Source organism: Legionella sp. (genome assembly GCF_965140895.1).
Lineage (GTDB): Bacteria > Pseudomonadota > Gammaproteobacteria > Legionellales > Legionellaceae > Legionella.
In genome coordinates this window covers 44591-63724 of the sequence record NZ_CBCSKT010000029.1, presented here as the reverse complement: position 1 = coordinate 63724, position 19134 = coordinate 44591, and the positions used below count along the sequence as shown (strand labels likewise).

Sequence of the window (19134 nt, the reverse complement as noted above, 5' to 3'; positions counted from 1 at the left end):
AGCCTGAATTAAGGAGATCTCTCACGATGCTCAGGACTTGCTTAAACTTCATATACCTCCTAAAATCCTAGCTTTCTTAAAATTGGTCAGGAGAGTAGTGCATGGGGTGGAACGAGCCAGATAAAGGCAAAGATCCCTGGAAAGGTAAAAATCAACCTCCAGATTTGGATGAAGCTCTGAAACGTCTTCAGGACAAGTTGAAAAAGATGTTTTTTGGGGGCACTGGTAAGCTAGCAGCAGGAGCTGAGCCACCTAAGACATCCAGTTCGAATACTAGCTTAGCAGCCATTATGGTTGCGGTGTCTGCATTTATTTTGTGGGCATTGGCGGGGATATTTATTGTTGATCCTGCTGAGCAGGCGGTTATTCTTCGTTTTGGCAAATACGTAGAAACTGTAGGACCAGGACCTCATTGGATACCAAGACTAATTTCGTCTAAAGTCGTAATGAATGTCGATAGACTTTTAGACTATTCCTATTCAGCCCAAATGCTGACTAGCGACGAAAACTTAGTTTCTGTATCTTTGGCGGTACAATATCGTATTGGCGATTTACAACAATATTTGTTTAATGTGGCGAATCCTGAAGAAAGCTTACAGCAGGCTACCTCCAGCGCATTAAGACAGGTTGTTGGCACAACTACTTTAGACCAAATTATCACCGAGGGGCGAGAAGTTTGGGGTAATCAAGTACAAGAAACCTTAGCCAAAACCCTGGATATCTATAAGACGGGTATAGTGATTGTCAATGTGTCACCTCAACCAGCTCGTGCTCCTGAGAGTGTACAAGATGCTTTTGATGATGCCATTAAAGCGCAAGAAGATGAAAAACGCTTTAAAGAGCAGGCTCTTGCCTATGCCGCGAAGGTCGTGCCGATTGCCGAAGGTAATGCCAGCCGTATCAAGCAAGAGGCGGAAGCTTTTTCTAAGCAGGTTGTTTTGCTGGCACAAGGTGAGGTCGCTGAGTTTTTAGCATTACTGCCACAATACACACTTGCACCGGATATTACCGCGCAACGTATGTACCTGGAGACAATGCAAATGGTCTTAACTAAGAGCAGCAAGATTATTGTTGATAGTAAAGCAGGTAATTTGTTGTATTTACCCTTAGATAAGTTGGCTAAAAGTCAACCAGAGCATTCTCCGGTTGTTAGCAAACGCAGTGCGAATGTAGAGAGTGGAACTACGGCTGAGTCAGGCAATTTGATTGATGGGCGTATGCTTACCAGACCAGTTTACAATCAAGGGGGACAGCAATAATGAAGAATTCTACTAGAGCCCTTGGTATTTTATTATTCGTTGCGCTTTTGCTGTTTTTTGCCTGCGTATTTACTATAACTGAAGGACAGCAAGGTATTATTTTACGCTTGGGTCGTTTAGTGAATGAAGGTGATACGAATAAGGTTAAGGTATTTGTCCCTGGTTTGCATTTTAAAGTGCCCTTCATTGAAAACGTGCGTATTTTTGATACACGTATTCAAACGATGGATATTAAATCAACACGTATTGTTACCAAAGAAAAGAAAGACGTGATGGTGGATTACTATGTGAAATGGCATATTACTGATTTGGCCCGCTATTTTAAATCTACAGGCGGTAATGAATTTAAAGCGGAAACATTATTGGAGCAGCAGTTAAATACATTACTACGTGCCCAATTTGGTAAGCGTACTATTTCTGAAGTAGTCTCTGGTGGCCGTGATGATGTGATGGATTTACTACGTATCGCTGCGGAAAAGCAAGCCGGTGAGTTGGGTATTAATGTAGTTGATGTGCGTATTAAAGGCATTGAATTGCCTGCAAATACCAGTAATGCAATTTATCAGCGTATGCGTGCTGATATGCAAAAAATTGCAAATAGACATCGTGCTGATGGACAGGCTGCTGCAGAAGAAATTCAAGCGAAGGCCGATGCGAATGTGATGGTATTAATTGCACAAACAGAAAGCCAAGCACAAAAAGTACGAGCTATAGGACAGGCAAAGGCAGCATCAATTTATGCGGAAGCATACAGTAAGAATAAGGACTTTTTTACTTTATATCGTAGCTTATTAGCGTATGAAGGTAGTTTTAACAGTAAAAGAGATATCCTGGTTTTGGATCAAAGCAGCGCATTTTTTAATTATTTTAGGCAACCAATACCAAAAAATGATGGTATCACTGCTAAAAAGTAACTATAATGTCCGATTTTGCTGAAATCAGGTTCAATTCCTGGCAGTGTTTTCAGATTAAGAGTGGATCATGGGTAAGAACGTTGTTGTTTTAGGTACGCAGTGGGGCGATGAAGGCAAAGGCAAAATCGTCGATTTATTAACGCAAGACGCGCAGGTTGTTGTTCGCTATCAAGGCGGACATAATGCAGGGCATACTTTAAAAATTAAAGGGGTAAAAACGGTTTTGCGTTTAATCCCATCAGGTATGCTTAGACCGCATGTTACCTGTTATATCGCGAATGGTGTGGTTTTGTCGCCAGAAGCTTTACTGGGTGAAATTAAAGAGCTTGAGGCGACTGGACTTGATGTTCGTTCTCGTTTGCGAATTAGTTTGGCTTGCCCATTAATTCTCCCATTCCATGTTGCTTTGGATAAGGCGCGTGAAGCTCATATGGGGAAATCCGCTATTGGTACTACTGGTCGTGGAATTGGCCCAGCTTATGAAGATAAAGTCGCTCGACGCGCATTGAAAGTGGGCGATTTATTCCATCCTGAGCGTTTTACGCAAAAATTACATGATGTATTAGATTATTATAATTTTGTACTGACTCAATATTTCAAACAACCTGCGGTTGAGCTGCAACCTATTTTGGATGCTGCGGTAATGTGGGCGGATGAGCTGCGCTCTATGGTTTGTGATGTTCCTACGGCGCTACATGAACACCGTGAAAAGGGTGATAACATCCTATTTGAAGGAGCCCAAGGGGTTTATTTAGATATTGACCATGGTACCTATCCTTTTGTTACGTCTTCAAACACGTGTGTGGGTTCGGTAGTCAATGGTGCTGGTTTTGGCCCTAAGTTCATTGATTATGTTTTAGGTATTACCAAGGCCTACACGACTCGTGTTGGTGGTGGCCCTTTCCCAACGGAGCTTTTTGACGATGTGGGCAAGCGAATTGCTGAACGTGGTCAAGAGTTTGGCGCGGTGACTGGCAGACCTCGACGTTGTGGTTGGTTTGATGCGGTTTTATTAAAGCGTTCTATTGAGTTGAATAGTATTACTGGTTTGTGTATCACTAAGTTAGACGTTTTAGACAACTTGGACGTATTGCGTATTGCGGTAGCGTATAAAGACAGCAATGGCAATTTAATTTCACGCCCACCTCAAGCAGCGGCTGATTTTGAAGGTTTAGAGCCTATTTATGAAGAGATGCCAGGTTGGAAAGAGTCTACTGCAGATGTGACTAATATGGCTGATTTACCAGCGAATGCAATTGCTTATTTGAAGCGCATTGAATCCCTGTTAAATGTTCCTATCCATATGTTATCAACTGGTCCTGAGCGCGATTCAACAATTATTCTTCAGGATCCCTTCACTGTTTAAGGACAGGGATATAACCGCGTATTATGATTTAGTCTAATCCGAGTTATATGTTGTAGGTTGAGCCCATGGTCCAACCTACAACATTAATTTAAAACTTCTTAATACCGACTCTCAAAGACCTTTAACTTCTGTTCCAGATTCCACTGCAGCTGCCCTTTTTCATTATTCTTAATAAATTCCTTGCAGCTAGTGCTATTTAAATCTTGACATTCTGACACCAATTGCGGCTTCACTGCATCAGCCCAAATGCTTTTCCCCGGGGCGAAGGAGTAGGTTAAGGCATTACGGTTTATCTGTTTTATGGTTTGATAATCTAAACCATGTCCAATCACGGCCTCTACATATTGACTGGTTAAGTCTGTACGCAAAATCCCTTCATCATCTGTAGATAAAACCACGGGAACATGATGTTTTAAATAATAGTTTAAGGGATGCTCTTTACCGGAAACATTTAAGATTCGTTTATTACTAATCAAATTAATTTCCACCGCTTTATGCTGTTTGGCCATATAGTCTAAGGTTTTCTCTACCTCATCTTCATGAGCGATATCCACACCATGTCCAATTCTTTGTGCTTGACCGATTAAAAGCGCATCGTGTATATGGTAATTTAAGTCAGCTGGGGTAGCTATTTCTGAAGTAATTTCACCTGCATGCAGGGAAATATTAACTTGAGGATAGAGTTGATGCAGGTACTGAAAGATTTCCATTTGTTGTCGATAATCACGCAACGAAATAATACCATCCTCTGGCTGTACGAGGTTTACCCCTACTAAACTTCCACCTTTATTTTGCGAACGGGTAACTGCTTCAAAGGCATTCAGTGTTTGTGCAAAAACGGCATCTAAAGGTTGTTCTCTTAAGGAGTAATATAAAAATTTAAGGGTAAGCTTACAGTGTTCAGACTCGGGATTGGTATCGCAACTTAGTTCCTGTCGCGCTAGCTTTAGCGTCTTTTCGGTCTCTGTAATGGTATTTTCAATATTTTTTTGAAAGTCTTGATTCGCTAATAAAAGTTCTCGCATTTCCGCAAACGAAGTGGCCCCTTTAAGTAGTACACCAAAACTAAGTGAGTTTGCATTATCAGGTAAAACCATCAATTCCAAGTATTGTTCGTGCTGATTGGCGGCCCTTTTAACCACATCAACGATGAGTTCAGGACTGTGATTCATGACGATAGGTAAAAATTTAAAGAAGCTATTAAAAAAGTGATCATGTCCTGATTCATCGCCAGGAACAAAGTCTTGTAATGACCACGCTCTAATCGTTTTAGTATAGAGTGCTGGTGTATTTGTCAGTTCACGCATGCTCATTTTGTCTTTACAGAGTTCGGTATTGCCATTGACAGCGAATGTTTTCGTATCCAGACAATAGTCACCTTTGGCGGCTACTTCAAGCATCGCTTCTGGGTATGCACCTCCGGCCAAATGATAATGTAATTCTCCTCCTTTAGGCATCTTTTTGAAGAAGGCGTATAGGGCGTTGGGATCATTTTTCACCTGCTCAAAATAGGTTTGAACGTTCGCCTGTGCTTGAGAAATGATAAAAAGGCTAAGCAGAGAGGGGAGTGATTTAACTATGTTCATAATGTCCTTTGGGGTCACAATTAAAGTTGGATTATCTCATAAAAAAAGCGAGGATTAAAACGCGAACCTTGATAAGGCTAAGTATTATAAGATTTACTGAGGGTTTCATCGTAACCATTGTATTTCGATTTTATTCATTGCAAAATGATTTTACCAATATCTAACTAAATCAAATAAATATGACCAAATTACTATCAAGATCTAGCGCTATTTTGAGTGTTTTTATTGGCGTTATGTTTTACTTCGGCCTCCTGACCGCTGGGGGGAGCGCTTCAGCAAAAACGATGAAGCAAACTATTAATATTGGTATTTATGCGCCATTTTCTACGAAATCAGCTTATATCGGTAGAAACATGTTGGCTGCGATGGAAATTGCTCGCGATCAAATAAAATCTGCTGAAATTAATTATGCGTTTCATACATTGGATGCACAACCCAAGAATGAGCATGTAGCAGATACCTTACAAAAATTCATTGATGCGCGCCATATTAATGTGCTTTTAACGGAAGGCGCTGCATCTGGCACGGTAGTTGCTCCCTTAGCAGCAAAAAATAACGTCATTCATTTTTGTTTAGGGTGTGAGGCGGTTGCTGATGGCAAAAATAATTTTCAGGCACAAAGCCCAAACCACCAACGTGGAGTGCCTTTAGCAAGTACAATGAAACCTGAATTTGTAGCCCAATTCAAACAGGAATATTATAGCCAACCAGTTACCGAAGCAGGGTATGCTTATGATATTTTCCATTTATTAAATAGCAGTGCGGTGATCGCGATGAAAACGAATACAGAGTTTTCCAGTAAGGCGATTGCAACCCAGTTATTAGCTCTTGAGGCAGGCACTGGCGTTATGGGTTCCTTTAGTTTAAATAAAAATGGCATCGTTTATAATAAGAAAACCTTAACAGCTTAGTCTGTTTATCCTTCGATTATCCTTAGCAATCGACTCGCTTTATATAATATCGAATTACCGCGGCTTGCCGCAGTAATTCGAGCGTCTGGCTAATTGGAAGCCCAACAAGGTATTGAGCTACATCATAACTTAGTGTTGGGCCATGGGCCGGGCCGATAGTGGTGTCTAGTGTACTAACGACTTCTTCAGAGTAACAATACGCTGATATGCCTCATCAATCCGTTTTTGTTTAATTTCACCAGAACGCACTTTAGCTTCAATGATCTGAATCAATTGCTCTGGATCTTGTTTTGCAGCCAAAGTATTACCAAAAATAAGCATATCTGTACCCGCATTAATAGCCAATACCAGTGCTTGCGCTAACCTATAATGATTGCTAATCGCCTTCATTTGCATGTCATCGCTAATAATAACACCATCAAAATGCAGGCGGTGGCGTAAAAGGTCTGTCAACATTTTATGGGATAAGGTGGCAGGAAGCCCTGAACTATCAAGCTGACGGTTTACGATATGAGCGCTCATGACTACGCCACAGGAATACTTTTGCCCTAATAAGTGTCGATAGGGTTCCAATTCGGACATTCTCCAGGTATCAGTGACATCTACAAAGCCTACATGTGAATCAGTTGTGGAGCTGCCATGTCCTGGGAAATGCTTATAAACGCATTGGAGCTTTTTACTTAAAAAATTTTGTGAGTAAATTTCTGCATCTTGAATAACCGTATTGGGATCACTAGAAAAGCTGCGGTCTTTTTTGGCGATTACGGGATTATTGGGATTTATATTTACGTCAAGTAAAGGCGAAAAATCTAAATTAAAGCCTGAATCGACTAATGTTTTAGCCATGAGCTCGGCGTTTGCTTCAGCAGCTTGTGGGTCTTGTTTACCTACCTCGCCGGGTGTTAGGGTTGCAGGAAATCCATATTGCTCACTGAGACGAGTAACCTTGCCGCCTTCATAATCTACCGAAATTAGCAGCGGTAATGTGGGGCGGTGGTATTTTAAGTTAGCTTGTTGGGCAAAATACTGTAAATCATGATTTAATTGCTTTACTTGCGCAGGAGACTCTATGTTTTTATCAAAGATTTGTGTTTGCGCATTGTAGTCAAATAAAATTACCCCACCAATATTATCTTTGGCAATTATTTTTACTATTTCTGACTGCGCATTAATATGCTTGCCGTCAAATCCAATAAGTAGCATTTGGCCAATTTTATCGTGCAAACTGATAGGAGCAGCTACGGCCGCGATGCTAGTGGTGATACTCGCTAGGAATAAAAAAATTGACTTCAATCTGCTCATGACTGCCTTTAAATAAAACTTATATTTCATCAATGTAACATTTTGTACTATTTTTATCAAGTTGGTGGCTATTATTGTTTAAAGTACTAAAAAACATCGTTAACCGTTAATATGCTTTGTAGGGTAAGGCCTGAGATTTGGGGTAGTGCGGGTAGGGTAAGCTGGACTCTTCAGCCCAGCTTACGCGTTACTATTTAATTATTAGTAGCTAAGGCCATGCCTTCTAATACAGTGAATGCAGTATAAAGTTGATAGTCATTATGCAATAGCTCCTCAAGTTGAGTTTGATGATTTTTTGCAGCTTTTTCTGCATTTGTTTTATTGAGCAAGTGACCATTTAGATCTGCTTCGCTAAATCCAGTCACATCCTTACTTTTTGTTCCAGAATTTTTAGGAATTTCCAACTCATTAACCACGATGTCAGGCACAATTCCTTTCGCTTGAATTGAAACTCCCGATGGCGTGTAGTAAAGGGCAGTAGTTAACTTAATCCCTGTTTTACTATCAAGTGGCAAGACCGTTTGTACGGAACCTTTACCAAAGCTGGTAGTCCCAAGCACCACCGCACGTTTGTTGTCTTTTAGTGCACCGGCAACAATTTCTGCAGCAGATGCTGAGCCATTGTTAATTAACACAACCATTGGCGCATGATTTAAGACATCAATTCCCTTAGATAGAGCTGTAAAATCTGTACCAGGTAAACGACCTTTAGTGGACACAATCGTTTCTGGTTTACCCGATTTATCTTTACCAAGGAAGGCATCAGAAACTTGAATTGCTGCATCAAGTAAGCCCCCTGGGTTGTTTCTTAAATCCAGGATAAGGCCTTTTAAGTTACCGCCTGATTGTTGTTTTAAACGTTCAATCGCTTGTAACATATCTCTTCCTGTTAACGCTTGGAATTGGGTCAAGCGGATGTAGCCATAGCCTGGAGTTAATAGTTTGCTTTGCACGCTTTTGATTTGAATGACTTCACGAACCAAATCAAAGGTTAAGGCTTTATTTACTCCCTTACGTAGCACAGTAAGCTGAATTGTGCTGCCGGCTTTACCACGCATTAGGTTAACCGCATCTTTAAGCGATAGGCCTTGAACAGATTCTTTACCTAATTTAATGATGTAGTCCCCAGATTTGATTCCTGCTTTAAAGGCAGGGGTATCAACTAAAGGAGTTACGACTTTGACCACACCATCTTCCATGGTAACTTCAAGTCCTAATCCACCAAATTCACCACTAGTTGATGTTTGTAACTCTTTAAACTCTTCTTCATCCAGGTAACTTGAATGAGGGTCTAAACCACTGAGCATCCCGCGGATGGCATTATCAAATAATACCTTGTCCTCTGTTTGTTTCACATAATATTTTTTAATCTCACCTATTGCATTGGAAAAGCGTTGTACATCTTCCAATGGCACACCTTTAGATTCAGAACTAGCACTAGTACTATCTTCAGGTTCATCAGCTGTAAAGGCCGTCAGAGGTAACATCAATGTGAACGCATATACTACAGCAAGCGTGCAAGGATATAGTTTTCTTATCAACATAGCGATCTCCTCGGATGCAGGCCAACAAAATAAGCCGTCTTCTTTTTTTATTCTTAATATTTTAAATGCAATTTAAATGCCAGAGGTGTAGGCAATTACTTTAACCCTCTTTATTCTTATTTGTTAAAGTAATCAACAGACCGCCTTTTAACCTACGACAACCAAGCTAGAGGAGGGATTGCTTTTCCCCTTAGTCTTATTTCGAAGTATAGACCGTTTTCTTTAATTCCACCGCTATGACCTACAGTAGCAATTTGTTCATTTTGTTTGACCGATTCTCCTTTCTTCTTAAATAGCGATTCATTATGAGCATATAAGGTCATAAATCCTTGACCATGATCAATAATAATGAGTAAACCATAGCCCTTTAACCAATTACTAAAAACGACTTTTCCTGGATAAACGGCAGTAACCACCGCACCTTCCTCGGCAAAAAATGTCACTCCTTGATTCATCTTGCGTAAGGCCTGTTTCTTAGACTGTACTGGATACGGCAATTTTTTGCGCATTTGGTTGAATGGCATGCTGGGTTGCGGAACGCTTTGTACAGCAAGTGTTTTTAATAAATTTGCTAAATTATTTTTATTCTTTTGTGCTTCTTGCAATTTATTTTGTTTACTTTGAATTTCATTACTCAATGAGTTGATTAAAGAGGCATGATAATTTTTATTTTTTTCCAGTTGCTGCTGGTTTATTGTCAGTTCATGTTTAAGCTTTTGTGTAGCTGCCAATTCATTATTAAGTACTTCTTTGCTTTGAGTTAATTTATTTAGCGTTGCATCGACTTGTACAATAAGCTGTTGTCGTGACTTAATGATGTATTGATAATAGGTTAAAATGCGGCTTACCTTGTAGGGATCATCTTGGTTAAGTAGCCATTTTAAAGGTTGATATTCTCCCATTTGATAGCGAGCACGGATATGATTTGCTAACAATTGCTGCTGTGCACTTAGCTGTTGACCCAGTTGATTAACCTGTTTTTGTAAGGCGGTTATTTTGGCTGCTCTATTATCTAAAGTTTTTTGTATAGTTCTTAACTCTTGCACGCTTTGGCTGATTTGTTTTGCCGTGATGGATAACTCACGGTTCAACACACCACGTTTATCATGGGCGCTAGTTAATGTTTGCTGCAAATTATTAATTTGCACATCGATTTGTTTGAGTTGGTTCTGGGTTTGTTGGAGGCTTGGGGGGGCTGCATGCAAGCCCAAACAAAGTAGCATGCCTAAAGACATGCATATCCCGTTATTCCTTAATTTTTTTGTACATTTAATCATGAGTCTTTTTCTAACAATTGATGGCCGGATATTTCTGCAGGGGGCGTAATTCCCAATAGCGCCAGAATTGTTGGAGCTATATCTGTTAAACTTCCTTCAGTATGGGTAAAGTGCCAATGATCGCCAACATAAACCAAGGGGACTGGGTCACTGGTATGAGCAGTATGGGCTTGGTGTGTGGACTCGTCAAACATTTCTTCCGCATTACCATGATCAGCGGTAATGAGTAGTTGCCCGCCTTGTGGTTCCAGTGCCTTCCAGACTCGGTGCATGCACTGATCCAAACATTCAATCGCACGAATTGTTGCCGCGAAATCACCAGAATGTCCCACCATATCGGCATTCGCATAGTTACAAATAATAACATCATAGGCTTGGTTATTAATTGTCTCTACCAAGCGGTCAGTTAATTGTGGCGCGCTCATTTCCGGTTGTAAGTTATAGGTAGCCACTTTAGGCGAAGGAATTAAGATGCGTTCTTCATTGTTAAAGACTTGTTCTTTGCCTCCATTAAAGAAAAAGGTGACATGAGCATATTTTTCCGTTTCCGCAATACGTAATTGCCGGAGACCATGGGCAGCAATCACTTCCCCTAAGGTATTATTTAAAGGGATTGGCGGAAATGCGGATGTAGTTGCTAAATTCTTATCATATTGTGTCATGCTGACAAAATGAGATAAACGAGGACAGCGCTGGCGGTTAAATTGCGTAAATGTGCTATCGATAAATGCAGTCGTTAATTGCCTTGCTCGGTCTGCACGGAAATTAAAAAATAAAATAGCATCCCCATCCTTAATAATTGTTCCTGTACCAATTTGGGTTGGAGGGATAAATTCATCTGAGAGCTTTTGTTGATAATAAGCGTTAATGGCCGTTTCTGTATCTGCGAATTGATGCTGGCTTTGACCCAGGGTTAATAAGTCATAGACAGGGGCAATACGTTCCCAACGATTATCGCGGTCCATAGCGTAATAGCGGCCACTAATGGAGCAAATGCGGGCAACCGGGTATTTTTTTAGTTCGGTATTTAAGCGTTCAATACTTTGCAGTGCGCTTTGGGGGGGGGGTGTCCCGTCCATCCAGAAACAGATGCAGACAAACAGAATGAAAATTGTGCTCGGCGCAGAGTGCAAGTAAAGCAAATAAATGCTGTTCATGACTGTGAACACCGCCCGGAGAGAATAAACCCATAATATGGAGCGACTTACCAGTTTGTTTTAATTCATGGAGCATATTAAGAAATACTGTATTTTTAGCAAATTCACCCAGTGCAATGCTTTGATTAATACGGGTAAAATCTTGTTGAATCACACGGCCTGCGCCAATGTGCATATGTCCGACTTCTGAGTTGCCCATTTGTTCATCAGGCAAGCCTACAGGCAAGCCCGAAGCATTTAAAAGTATATGAGGGCGTGTTTGCCACCATTCATCCCATTGTGGGGTATTGGCTTGAGCAATAGCATTGTATTTATTATTCTTATTGTAACCCCAGCCATCCAAAATCATCAGCAGTAGGGGAGCTTTCTTTTGCATGCAACGCTCCATACGTTAAATAGAAGCCGATTATACTATTATCTTTTGTACGGTCACAATCTGAAGTTGGGGTACTGGTTTTGGTTAAATTTGCTTGATTTATCGCAACACATTGTTGAATAACTCTTAAAGTTTGACGTTAAAAAGGTTAGACTATGCACATTTTTTAAGGTTGGAAGAGTCGTTTTGGAACAAAAAATTCCTCAACACATTGCCATCGTGATGGATGGGAATGGACGTTGGGCTGAAAATCAAGGTTTGCCACGCATTGAAGGTCATCAGGCGGGAGTTGAATCCGTACGAAAAATGATTCGCACATGCATGGAAAAAAAAGTTGCTTGTTTAAGTTTATTTGCATTTAGTTCTGAAAATTGGGCGCGCCCAACGGAAGAAGTTTCTTTTTTAATGGAGTTATTCATCGAATCTTTACGCCGAGAACTTAGCGAATTAAATCAGAATGGCGTGCGGATGTGTTTTACCGGAGATCGCAGTTTATTGTCTCCTGCACTGCAACAACAAATGCGCGAGGCGGAGTCCGTTACTGCGGATAATGCGCAATTGACGCTGAATCTTGTCGTTAATTACGGCGGTAAATGGGATTTAGTTACTGCTGCGAAAAAAGCGGTACAAGCAGTTGCCCAAGGGCAAATAACGCTTGAGGAGCTTGATGAAGCACGTTTTTCCAGTTATTTGGATACGGCTAATTTGCCGGATCCGGACTTGTTTATTCGTACTAGTGGTGAATTACGCATCAGCAATTTCTTTCTTTGGCAGCTTGCGTATACAGAGCTTTATTTTACAGACGTACATTGGCCAGATTTTGGTGAGGAAGAGTTCGAAAAAGCCTTAGCTTCTTTTAGCAAAAGAAAAAGGCGTTTCGGGCAAATTTCTAATTGAACTAATGCACGCGGCTTGCAGCTCACGGTCGTTAAGTTAATGGCTATGAACTTAGAGCGTGCATTAAACTACTTATAGAGGGCAGTCTTATGTTTCTACAACGATTAATTACCTCCTTAATTTTAGTGCCCTTGGTTTTATTTATTATTTTTTATGGTCCGCCTTGGCTATTGGCAAGTATTGCCATCTTGATTTTTTTAGCTTCAGGAAGAGAAGCTTTTCAGTTAATTCCCTTACAGAATTTAGGCATGCAAATGGGCTTTCTTGCTTTAATGTTATTAGCATTATGGGCATGTGGCTATTTATTTTCTTATTGGCTTGGCTTGGGGTTAATTCTCTGGGCTTTTAATATTGCTGCGATTGTTACTTTTCCAAAGTCACAAGAATACTGGGGATATCCTGCAGTGGTTGCTGGCGCCTGTCTCGTGCTTTTACCCTTGTTTATTCAAAGCTTGGTTCATTTATATCATTTGCCAAACGGAAAGGCGTTGCTTGTTTATTTGCTGTTCCTGATTTGGGCTTCTGATATTGGCGCTTACTTGAGTGGTAAATTGATGGGTAAAAATAAGCTGATTCCTCAAGTCAGTCCAGGAAAATCCTGGGAGGGTGTGCTAGGTGGCTTAATTTTGTCTATGATTATAGCAGGGGTTGGCAGTATGTATTTTCATCCCGTTGCTATGGGATACTGGTTGTTTTTAGCTTTTTGCACGGTAATTATTTCAATTTTTGGCGATTTGTTTATCAGTATTTTGAAGCGGCGCTGTCATTTAAAGGATACAGGAACGCTGATTCCTGGTCACGGTGGTATTTTAGATCGCCTGGATAGCTTAATTGCTGCTCTACCTGTCTTTTACTTTGGATTAACTGTGGGGTAGCGCTATGCTTTTAACGTTGCTGTATTTTTTATTGGCTCTATTATTATTGGTTACTATCCATGAATATGGTCATTTTCAAGTCGCGCGGTGGTGTGGAGTAAAGGTACTGCGCTTTTCTTTTGGTTTTGGCAAGATTTTAGCAAGCTGGACTGACAAAAAGGGGACTGAGTATGCCTGGTCTCTTTTTCCTTTTGGTGGCTATGTCAAAATGCTTGATGAATCTGAAGGCGAGGTGCCAGAAAGCGAGCGCCATCTCGCCTTTAATAACCAATCGGTTTGGAAACGTATTGCTATTGTGCTGGCCGGACCGATGTTTAACTTCATTTTTGCTTTTTTTGCCTTGTGGTTGGTTTTAGTTATTGGCATGCCCTCTCTGGCGCCAATGATTGATGGGGTTCGTCCTGGCAGTATTGCTGCAGAGGCAGGGCTTAAGGCAAAAGAGGAAATCATTTCCTTAAATAATACAAAGATAAACAGTTGGCGGGATTTTCAATATGCCATGATGCCTATGGTAGGCTCTAATGAAACGGTGCATCTGGTCGTCAAATCTTTAGATAACGGGCAACAGAGCCAAATCTCCTTACCCTTAGCCAATTGGGTACTGGATGATAAAAAGCCTGATCCGCTAAAAAGTTTAGGAATAGAGCCATTTATTCCATCGATTCCTCCGATTGTTGGTGAAGTGGTTCCAGACTCTCCTGCAGATAAATCTGGATTGAAAACAGGAGATAAGGTTTTGACTGTGGATGGTAAGGCGTTTAGTGATTGGTTATTTTTGGTTGAGTACGTACAGGCTCGCCCTGATGAACAAATAGCTTTAAAAATTAATCGAAAAGGCGTGATACAAAACCTTAGCGTACAGGTTGGTAGTCATGATAATAAAGGAACGCTTGAAGGCTTTTTAGGAGTACGCTCTCAAAAGGTTAAATGGCCAGAGCGTTGGTTACGTATGGAACGAGAACAACCGCTTGCAGCAGTAAATAAGGCCTTAAAACAAACAGTTCAATTAACTGGCACCACGTTTATTTTAATGGGACGTTTAGTTACGGGTAAATTAGGCTTAAATAGCATCAGTGGCCCGGTTGGTATTGCTCAAGGGGCTGGAGATTCAGGACGAGGTGGTTTAGCTGCCTATCTATTTTTTCTAGCTTTAGTCAGTATTAGTTTAGGCGCTTTAAATTTATTACCTATTCCTATGCTTGATGGCGGGCATTTGCTGTATTATGTCCTCGAGGTTATCCGAGGTAAGCCCGTATCCGATGGTTTAAAATCAGCGGGGGCTTATGTAGGCTTGTTATTGTTGGCTGCATTGATGTTTATCGCCTTAACGAATGATTTATCAAGATTGACAGGTTAGTGGCAAATAGAAGCTTGACAGTAGTTTCTACTTCCTATAAAAAGTGCTTCAAAATTTAATGTATCTGGATATTTTTTATATCCAGAATCACATGCGTACTTCGTGTCGCCATAAATTGCCATTTTAGTATTTGCTAAAAGAGCATTTAGAAGCGAGCGAGGTAAAACTGGACGTAAAATAATAATGAAAAAGATCAGTAGTAAGTTTTTAGTAGGGGTTTGTTGTTCAGCGCTTTTGGCTTGGTCTACACAAACAATGGCAGATGAAGGTTTTGTTGTTCGCAGTATTACGGTTACTGGTTTGCAACGGGTTTCTACTGGAACAGTATTAAACTATATTCCCGTGCAAGTGGGTGAAGAAGTTAACTCCAGTTCAACCGGTGAAATTATTCGCGCTCTTTACGACACTGGTTTTTTTCAATCTGTATCCCTGGAACGTCAAGGAAATATCCTCGTTGTTAATGTGGTTGAACGCGCAACGATCGGGGCTATCAATATTACTGGAAATAAAGAAATCCCTGCCGAAAAGATGAAAGAATTCCTTAAGGAAATGGGATTAGTGAAAGGCCGTGTGTTTCAATCCTCGACTTTAGAGCGCTTAGAAAAAGAATTAAAGAAAGCCTATACCTCCAGAGGAAAATATAATTCCCGTATTGAAACCCGTGTAACGCCACTGACGGATAATCGTGTAGGGATTAATATTTCTGTTTCAGAAGGGCGTGTATCGCGAATTAAGAAAATTAAAATTATCGGCAACCATGATTTTAAAGACAGTGAATTATTACCTGAGTTGTCATTATCTACATCGAATTTATTTACGTATTTTACGAAAAAAGATCAATATTCGAAGGCAAATATGGATGCTTCATTAGAGGCATTACGCTCCTATTATTTGGATCGAGGGTATTTGAAATTTAATATTGTTTCCTCTCAAGTTTTATTATCTCCAGATAGAAAAGATGTATTCATTAACATTCATGTTGATGAAGGCCCTCAATACCGTTTCTCTGGCTATAAGGTAGTTGGAAAGACTGTAGTGCCCAAAGAAAAAATCGATTCATTGGTTCAAGTCCGTAAGGGTACTGTATTTTCACGTAAGAAGGTAACTGAATCGATTTCTGCAATTGGTTTGGCACTGGGAGATGTGGGCTATGGTTTCCCTGCGATTAATGCGGAACCGCAATTAGATGAAAAAGATAAAACAGTATTTATTACTTTCGTAGTTGAGCCAGGGCGTCACGTTTATGTGCGCCGAATTAAGTTCCATGGCAATACAAAAACCAGTGATTACGTATTACGTAGCGTGATTCGCCAAGATGAGGGTGGACTGCTGTCTTTACATAATATTAAAGAATCTGAACGACAATTACGTTTATTAGGCTATTTGAAAAATGTGGATGTGAAAACAACACCAGTTCCTGGAGCGAATAACCAAGTCGACATGGACGTACAGGTGGAAGAAGCGCCATCGGCAGAAGCAAGTGCTTCGATTGGTTATGGCACGAACGGTTACCAAGTTAATGCGTCAATTAATCAGCATAATTTTATGGGTACCGGTCGTTCAATGGGAGCGGCATTCACTTCCAGTAAATGGGGGCAAGATTACAATGTTAGCTACTACAACCCGTTTTTCACTGATACAGGAATTGGGCGAGGCGTAAATCTTTATTTTGCACGAATCGATCCGAGAAACTTAAACGTTAGTACCTACAGCTCTAACCGCTTTGGTGGTGATGTGAACTATAACTTCCCATTAGGTGAAGCAAGTAGTTTCCAATTAGGTTATGGTTATCAGGATGTGGATATTAAAAGCGTAGGTTATGTTATTCCTATTCAAAACTTCGTAACCGCCTATGGTCGCCATTTCCAAGAGATTCGTTTATCTTCCGGTTGGGCGAGAAACAGCTATGATCAGTTCCCATACCCAACTCGTGGTATGAACCAACAGCTTACTGCTGTAGTGGCGCTACCGGCTAGTTCGAATTCGTTGTCTTATTATAAGGGTTCTTATCAAGCACACCTTTACCAGCCAATCCTGCGTGGATGGATTTTCTCCCTGCAAGGGTTTGCAGGTTATGGAAACATGTTTAATAACAGAGGCTTACCCTTCTTCGAAAACTATTATGCAGGGGGTACAGCACAACCAGGACAGGTTCGTGGTTATGACAGTTTCTCCTTAGGCCCATTGGATAACATACATAATTCCATGGGGGGTAACTTCTTAGCAAGCGCGAGTGCCGGTCTTATTTTACCTTATCCTTTAAGCCGTGATAACGTCAGAACCACTATCTTTGCCGATGCGGGTAACGTATTTGCATACAATACTGCATCTATATTTAGTGGTTATGACGCAGGTCCAATACGTTATTCAGCGGGTGTGTCTGTAGAATGGCGTTCTCCATTTGGTCCATTAGCATTTAGCGTGGCGAAAGCATTGAATCCTCAACGTTTCGACCAACAACAGTTGTTCCAGTTTGCGTTGTCTTCTGGATTCTAATCCCATACAGACATAGGCTGGGCTTAACATCCCAGCCTATGTATCATATAAAAATATTTTCAATCTCATCTTGGGTACATATCGCAACCCATTTCGAATTGTGCTAGCATCTTGGTCTTTAATTTAGGAGAGAGCTTATGAAGCGGTTTGGTGGCGTTTTAGCCTTTGTTTTGAGCGTATTCTGTGCTAGTGCATTCGCTGACGCAGCAAAGATTGGTGTTGTTGATTTACAGAAAATCATGCAAACTTCCAGTCAAATGAAAGATGTCCAACAAAAATTGGAAAAAGAATTTAAACCACGTCGTGACAAGTTAGTTGCTATGGAAGCTACCTTGAAAGCTGATATGGAAAAATTTAAGCGTGATAACACAGTAATGAGCGCTACTCAGAAGAAAGATCTGGAAAAGAAAATTATTACAGCGCAACAACAATTTGAGCGTGATGGTCAACAATATCAACAAGAATTAAGCACTGCAAACAACGAAGCAATGGAAGGTCTATATGCCAAAGTTCGTGCAGCAATTTCTAAAGTTGCTAAAGACGGAAAATATGACCTAATCGTGCAAAAAGATGCAGCACCTTTCAGTGCTGACACTCTTGATGTAACTGAGAAAGTTGTTAAAGCAATTAATTAATGGCGCGATAAAGTTGCTAACTTTAGCACAATTAGCTGAGCGTTTAGATGGCGTGTGGCATGGTGATGCCAATCACGCCATTTTTTCGTTGGCTTCACTGACCCGAGCAAGCACTCAGGATCTGGCCTATTATGATAATCCTATCTTTGCTCAAGCCTTAAGTAATACGGCAGCAGGTGCCGTATTACTTAAGGCCGAGCATCGTCAAGCGTATTCCGGGAATGTAATTATTGTACCTAACCCCTTACAAGCGATGATCAAAGCTACGCAGTATTTGTCTCAACAATCATCGCGAACTGCAGAAATTGTGACAAGTGCACAAATACATCCAAGCGCTCAATTGGGATATGATGTTACCGTAGGTGCCTACAGCGTTATTGGGGCAGGTGCACAACTTGCTGAGGGTGTTGTTATCGGTGCCCATAGCGTGATTGACGCGGATGTGTGTATTGGTAAAAACAGCCAGATTGCCAATAATACGGTGCTGCATACAGGGACTCAAATTGGTGCGCATGTAGTTATTAACTCTGGAACAATAGTGGGTGCATCGCCCTTTAATTATGTAAAACAACATGGCTCCTGGTTGCAAGACCCTGTTGTCGGGGGCGTTATTCTTGCGGATAAAGTTCATCTGGGGGCGAATACGGTAATTGATCGCGGCACCTTAGGGGATACGTATTTAGCCGAGGGAGTTTGTGTTGATAACTTAGTACAGATTGCTCATGATGTGCTGATTGGTAAAAATACCGTGATTGCTGGATGCGCTGCCATAGGGGCTTATGCACAAATCGAAGCTGATTGTATTATTGGTGGAGCCTGCAGTATTGCTGCTTATGTGCATTTGGCGGCAGATGTGGTGATTACCGGTATGTCTACAGTAAGCAAATCCATTGCTAAGCCGGGTATTTATTCTTCAGGGACTCTAGTCCATGAACATAAGCGTTGGCGCCGTAATGCGGCGCGATTTCGACGCTTGGATGATTATATAAATAGATTGGGTGTTCTTGAAAAGAAATTGAGCACATAATTGCCTGTCATTTGGCTCAGAATAGTAGAAATATAAACCAACTCTAATATTAATAATTGCTTTGGACAGATTAAATCAGGATAATGACTGCTCTTTTTAAGAAGTCCAAAAGGTGTAATTGAACGTACCGTTCAGTCATACTCAAACCTGATACT

At 40.8% G+C, this 19134-nt stretch carries 14 protein-coding genes and 1 pseudogene; 10 read left to right on the top strand and 5 right to left on the bottom strand.

Translation table 11 applies throughout. The features are described 5' to 3' along the window. The first annotated feature begins 101 nt into the window (after window positions 1-101). The 3 genes from hflK to ACQY7T_RS03565 all read left to right on the top strand — a co-directional run bounded on the left by hflK (window position 102) and on the right by ACQY7T_RS03565 (window position 3539). The gene (gene hflK, locus ACQY7T_RS03575) at window positions 102-1259 is read left to right on the top strand and encodes an FtsH protease activity modulator HflK (protein WP_428411341.1); all 1158 of its coding nucleotides are present in this window, start codon (window positions 102-104) and stop codon (window positions 1257-1259) included. Next, on the top strand, window positions 1259-2173 hold the full coding sequence (hflC, locus tag ACQY7T_RS03570) for a protease modulator HflC (RefSeq protein ID WP_428411340.1): 915 nt from the start codon (window positions 1259-1261) through the stop codon (window positions 2171-2173). Before hflK ends, hflC begins: the two co-directional genes overlap by 1 nt. 67 nt (window positions 2174-2240) lie before the next feature. Then, window positions 2241-3539 carry an adenylosuccinate synthase gene (locus tag ACQY7T_RS03565; RefSeq protein WP_428411339.1) on the top strand — a complete coding sequence of 433 codons (1299 nt, stop codon included), beginning with the start codon at window positions 2241-2243 and terminating at the stop codon, window positions 3537-3539. A gap of 98 nt (window positions 3540-3637) precedes the next feature. Here ACQY7T_RS03565 and ACQY7T_RS03560 read toward each other — a convergent pair whose 3' ends face one another. Next, window positions 3638-5125, bottom strand: a complete 1488-nt coding sequence (locus tag ACQY7T_RS03560) for an adenosine deaminase family protein (RefSeq protein ID WP_428411338.1) — start codon at window positions 5123-5125, stop codon at window positions 3638-3640. A 284-nt stretch (window positions 5126-5409) separates the two neighbouring features. Here ACQY7T_RS03560 and ACQY7T_RS03555 point away from each other — a divergent pair, with 284 nt between their 5' ends. Further along, window positions 5410-6036, top strand: coding sequence for a branched-chain amino acid ABC transporter substrate-binding protein (locus ACQY7T_RS03555; protein ID WP_428411337.1), 627 nt, complete (start codon window positions 5410-5412; stop codon window positions 6034-6036). 165 nt (window positions 6037-6201) lie between these two features. Here ACQY7T_RS03555 and ACQY7T_RS03550 read toward each other — a convergent pair whose 3' ends face one another. The 4 genes and pseudogenes from ACQY7T_RS03550 to gpmI form a co-directional block, all read right to left on the bottom strand. Continuing rightward, a complete protein-coding gene (locus ACQY7T_RS03550; RefSeq protein ID WP_428411336.1) occupies window positions 6202-7338 on the bottom strand; it encodes a glycoside hydrolase family 3 protein in 1137 nt (378 codons plus the stop codon). 194 nt (window positions 7339-7532) lie between these two features. Then, entirely contained in the window at window positions 7533-8882 is a 1350-nt protein-coding gene (locus tag ACQY7T_RS03545) for a S41 family peptidase (RefSeq protein WP_428411335.1), read from the bottom strand. Window positions 8883-9034: 152 nt separating this feature from the next. Next, window positions 9035-10117 carry a murein hydrolase activator EnvC family protein gene (locus ACQY7T_RS03540; protein WP_428411334.1) on the bottom strand — a complete coding sequence of 361 codons (1083 nt, stop codon included), beginning with the start codon at window positions 10115-10117 and terminating at the stop codon, window positions 9035-9037. A 38-nt stretch (window positions 10118-10155) separates the two neighbouring features. Then, window positions 10156-11692 (bottom strand): annotated as a pseudogene (gene gpmI / locus ACQY7T_RS03535) (2,3-bisphosphoglycerate-independent phosphoglycerate mutase). A 186-nt stretch (window positions 11693-11878) separates the two neighbouring features. Here gpmI and ACQY7T_RS03530 point away from each other — a divergent pair. The 6 genes from ACQY7T_RS03530 (at window position 11879) to lpxD (ending at window position 18979) form a co-directional block, all read left to right on the top strand. Continuing rightward, window positions 11879-12589 carry an isoprenyl transferase gene (locus ACQY7T_RS03530; protein WP_428411333.1) on the top strand — a complete coding sequence of 237 codons (711 nt, stop codon included), beginning with the start codon at window positions 11879-11881 and terminating at the stop codon, window positions 12587-12589. A gap of 89 nt (window positions 12590-12678) precedes the next feature. Continuing rightward, window positions 12679-13464 (top strand): phosphatidate cytidylyltransferase, encoded by a 786-nt coding sequence (locus tag ACQY7T_RS03525; protein WP_428411332.1) that lies wholly within the window; start codon window positions 12679-12681, stop codon window positions 13462-13464. A gap of 4 nt (window positions 13465-13468) precedes the next feature. After that, window positions 13469-14821: an RIP metalloprotease RseP gene (rseP, locus tag ACQY7T_RS03520; protein WP_428411331.1), complete on the top strand. Its 1353-nt coding sequence runs from the start codon at window positions 13469-13471 to the stop codon at window positions 14819-14821. 183 nt (window positions 14822-15004) lie between these two features. After that, window positions 15005-17317, top strand: a complete 2313-nt coding sequence (gene bamA, locus ACQY7T_RS03515) for an outer membrane protein assembly factor BamA (RefSeq protein ID WP_428411330.1) — start codon at window positions 15005-15007, stop codon at window positions 17315-17317. 137 nt (window positions 17318-17454) lie between these two features. Next, window positions 17455-17952 (top strand): OmpH family outer membrane protein, encoded by a 498-nt coding sequence (locus tag ACQY7T_RS03510; RefSeq protein ID WP_428411329.1) that lies wholly within the window; start codon window positions 17455-17457, stop codon window positions 17950-17952. 13 nt (window positions 17953-17965) lie between these two features. Continuing rightward, the gene (gene lpxD / locus ACQY7T_RS03505; RefSeq protein ID WP_428411359.1) at window positions 17966-18979 is read left to right on the top strand and encodes a UDP-3-O-(3-hydroxymyristoyl)glucosamine N-acyltransferase; all 1014 of its coding nucleotides are present in this window, start codon (window positions 17966-17968) and stop codon (window positions 18977-18979) included. The last annotated feature ends 155 nt before the right edge of the window (window positions 18980-19134 follow it).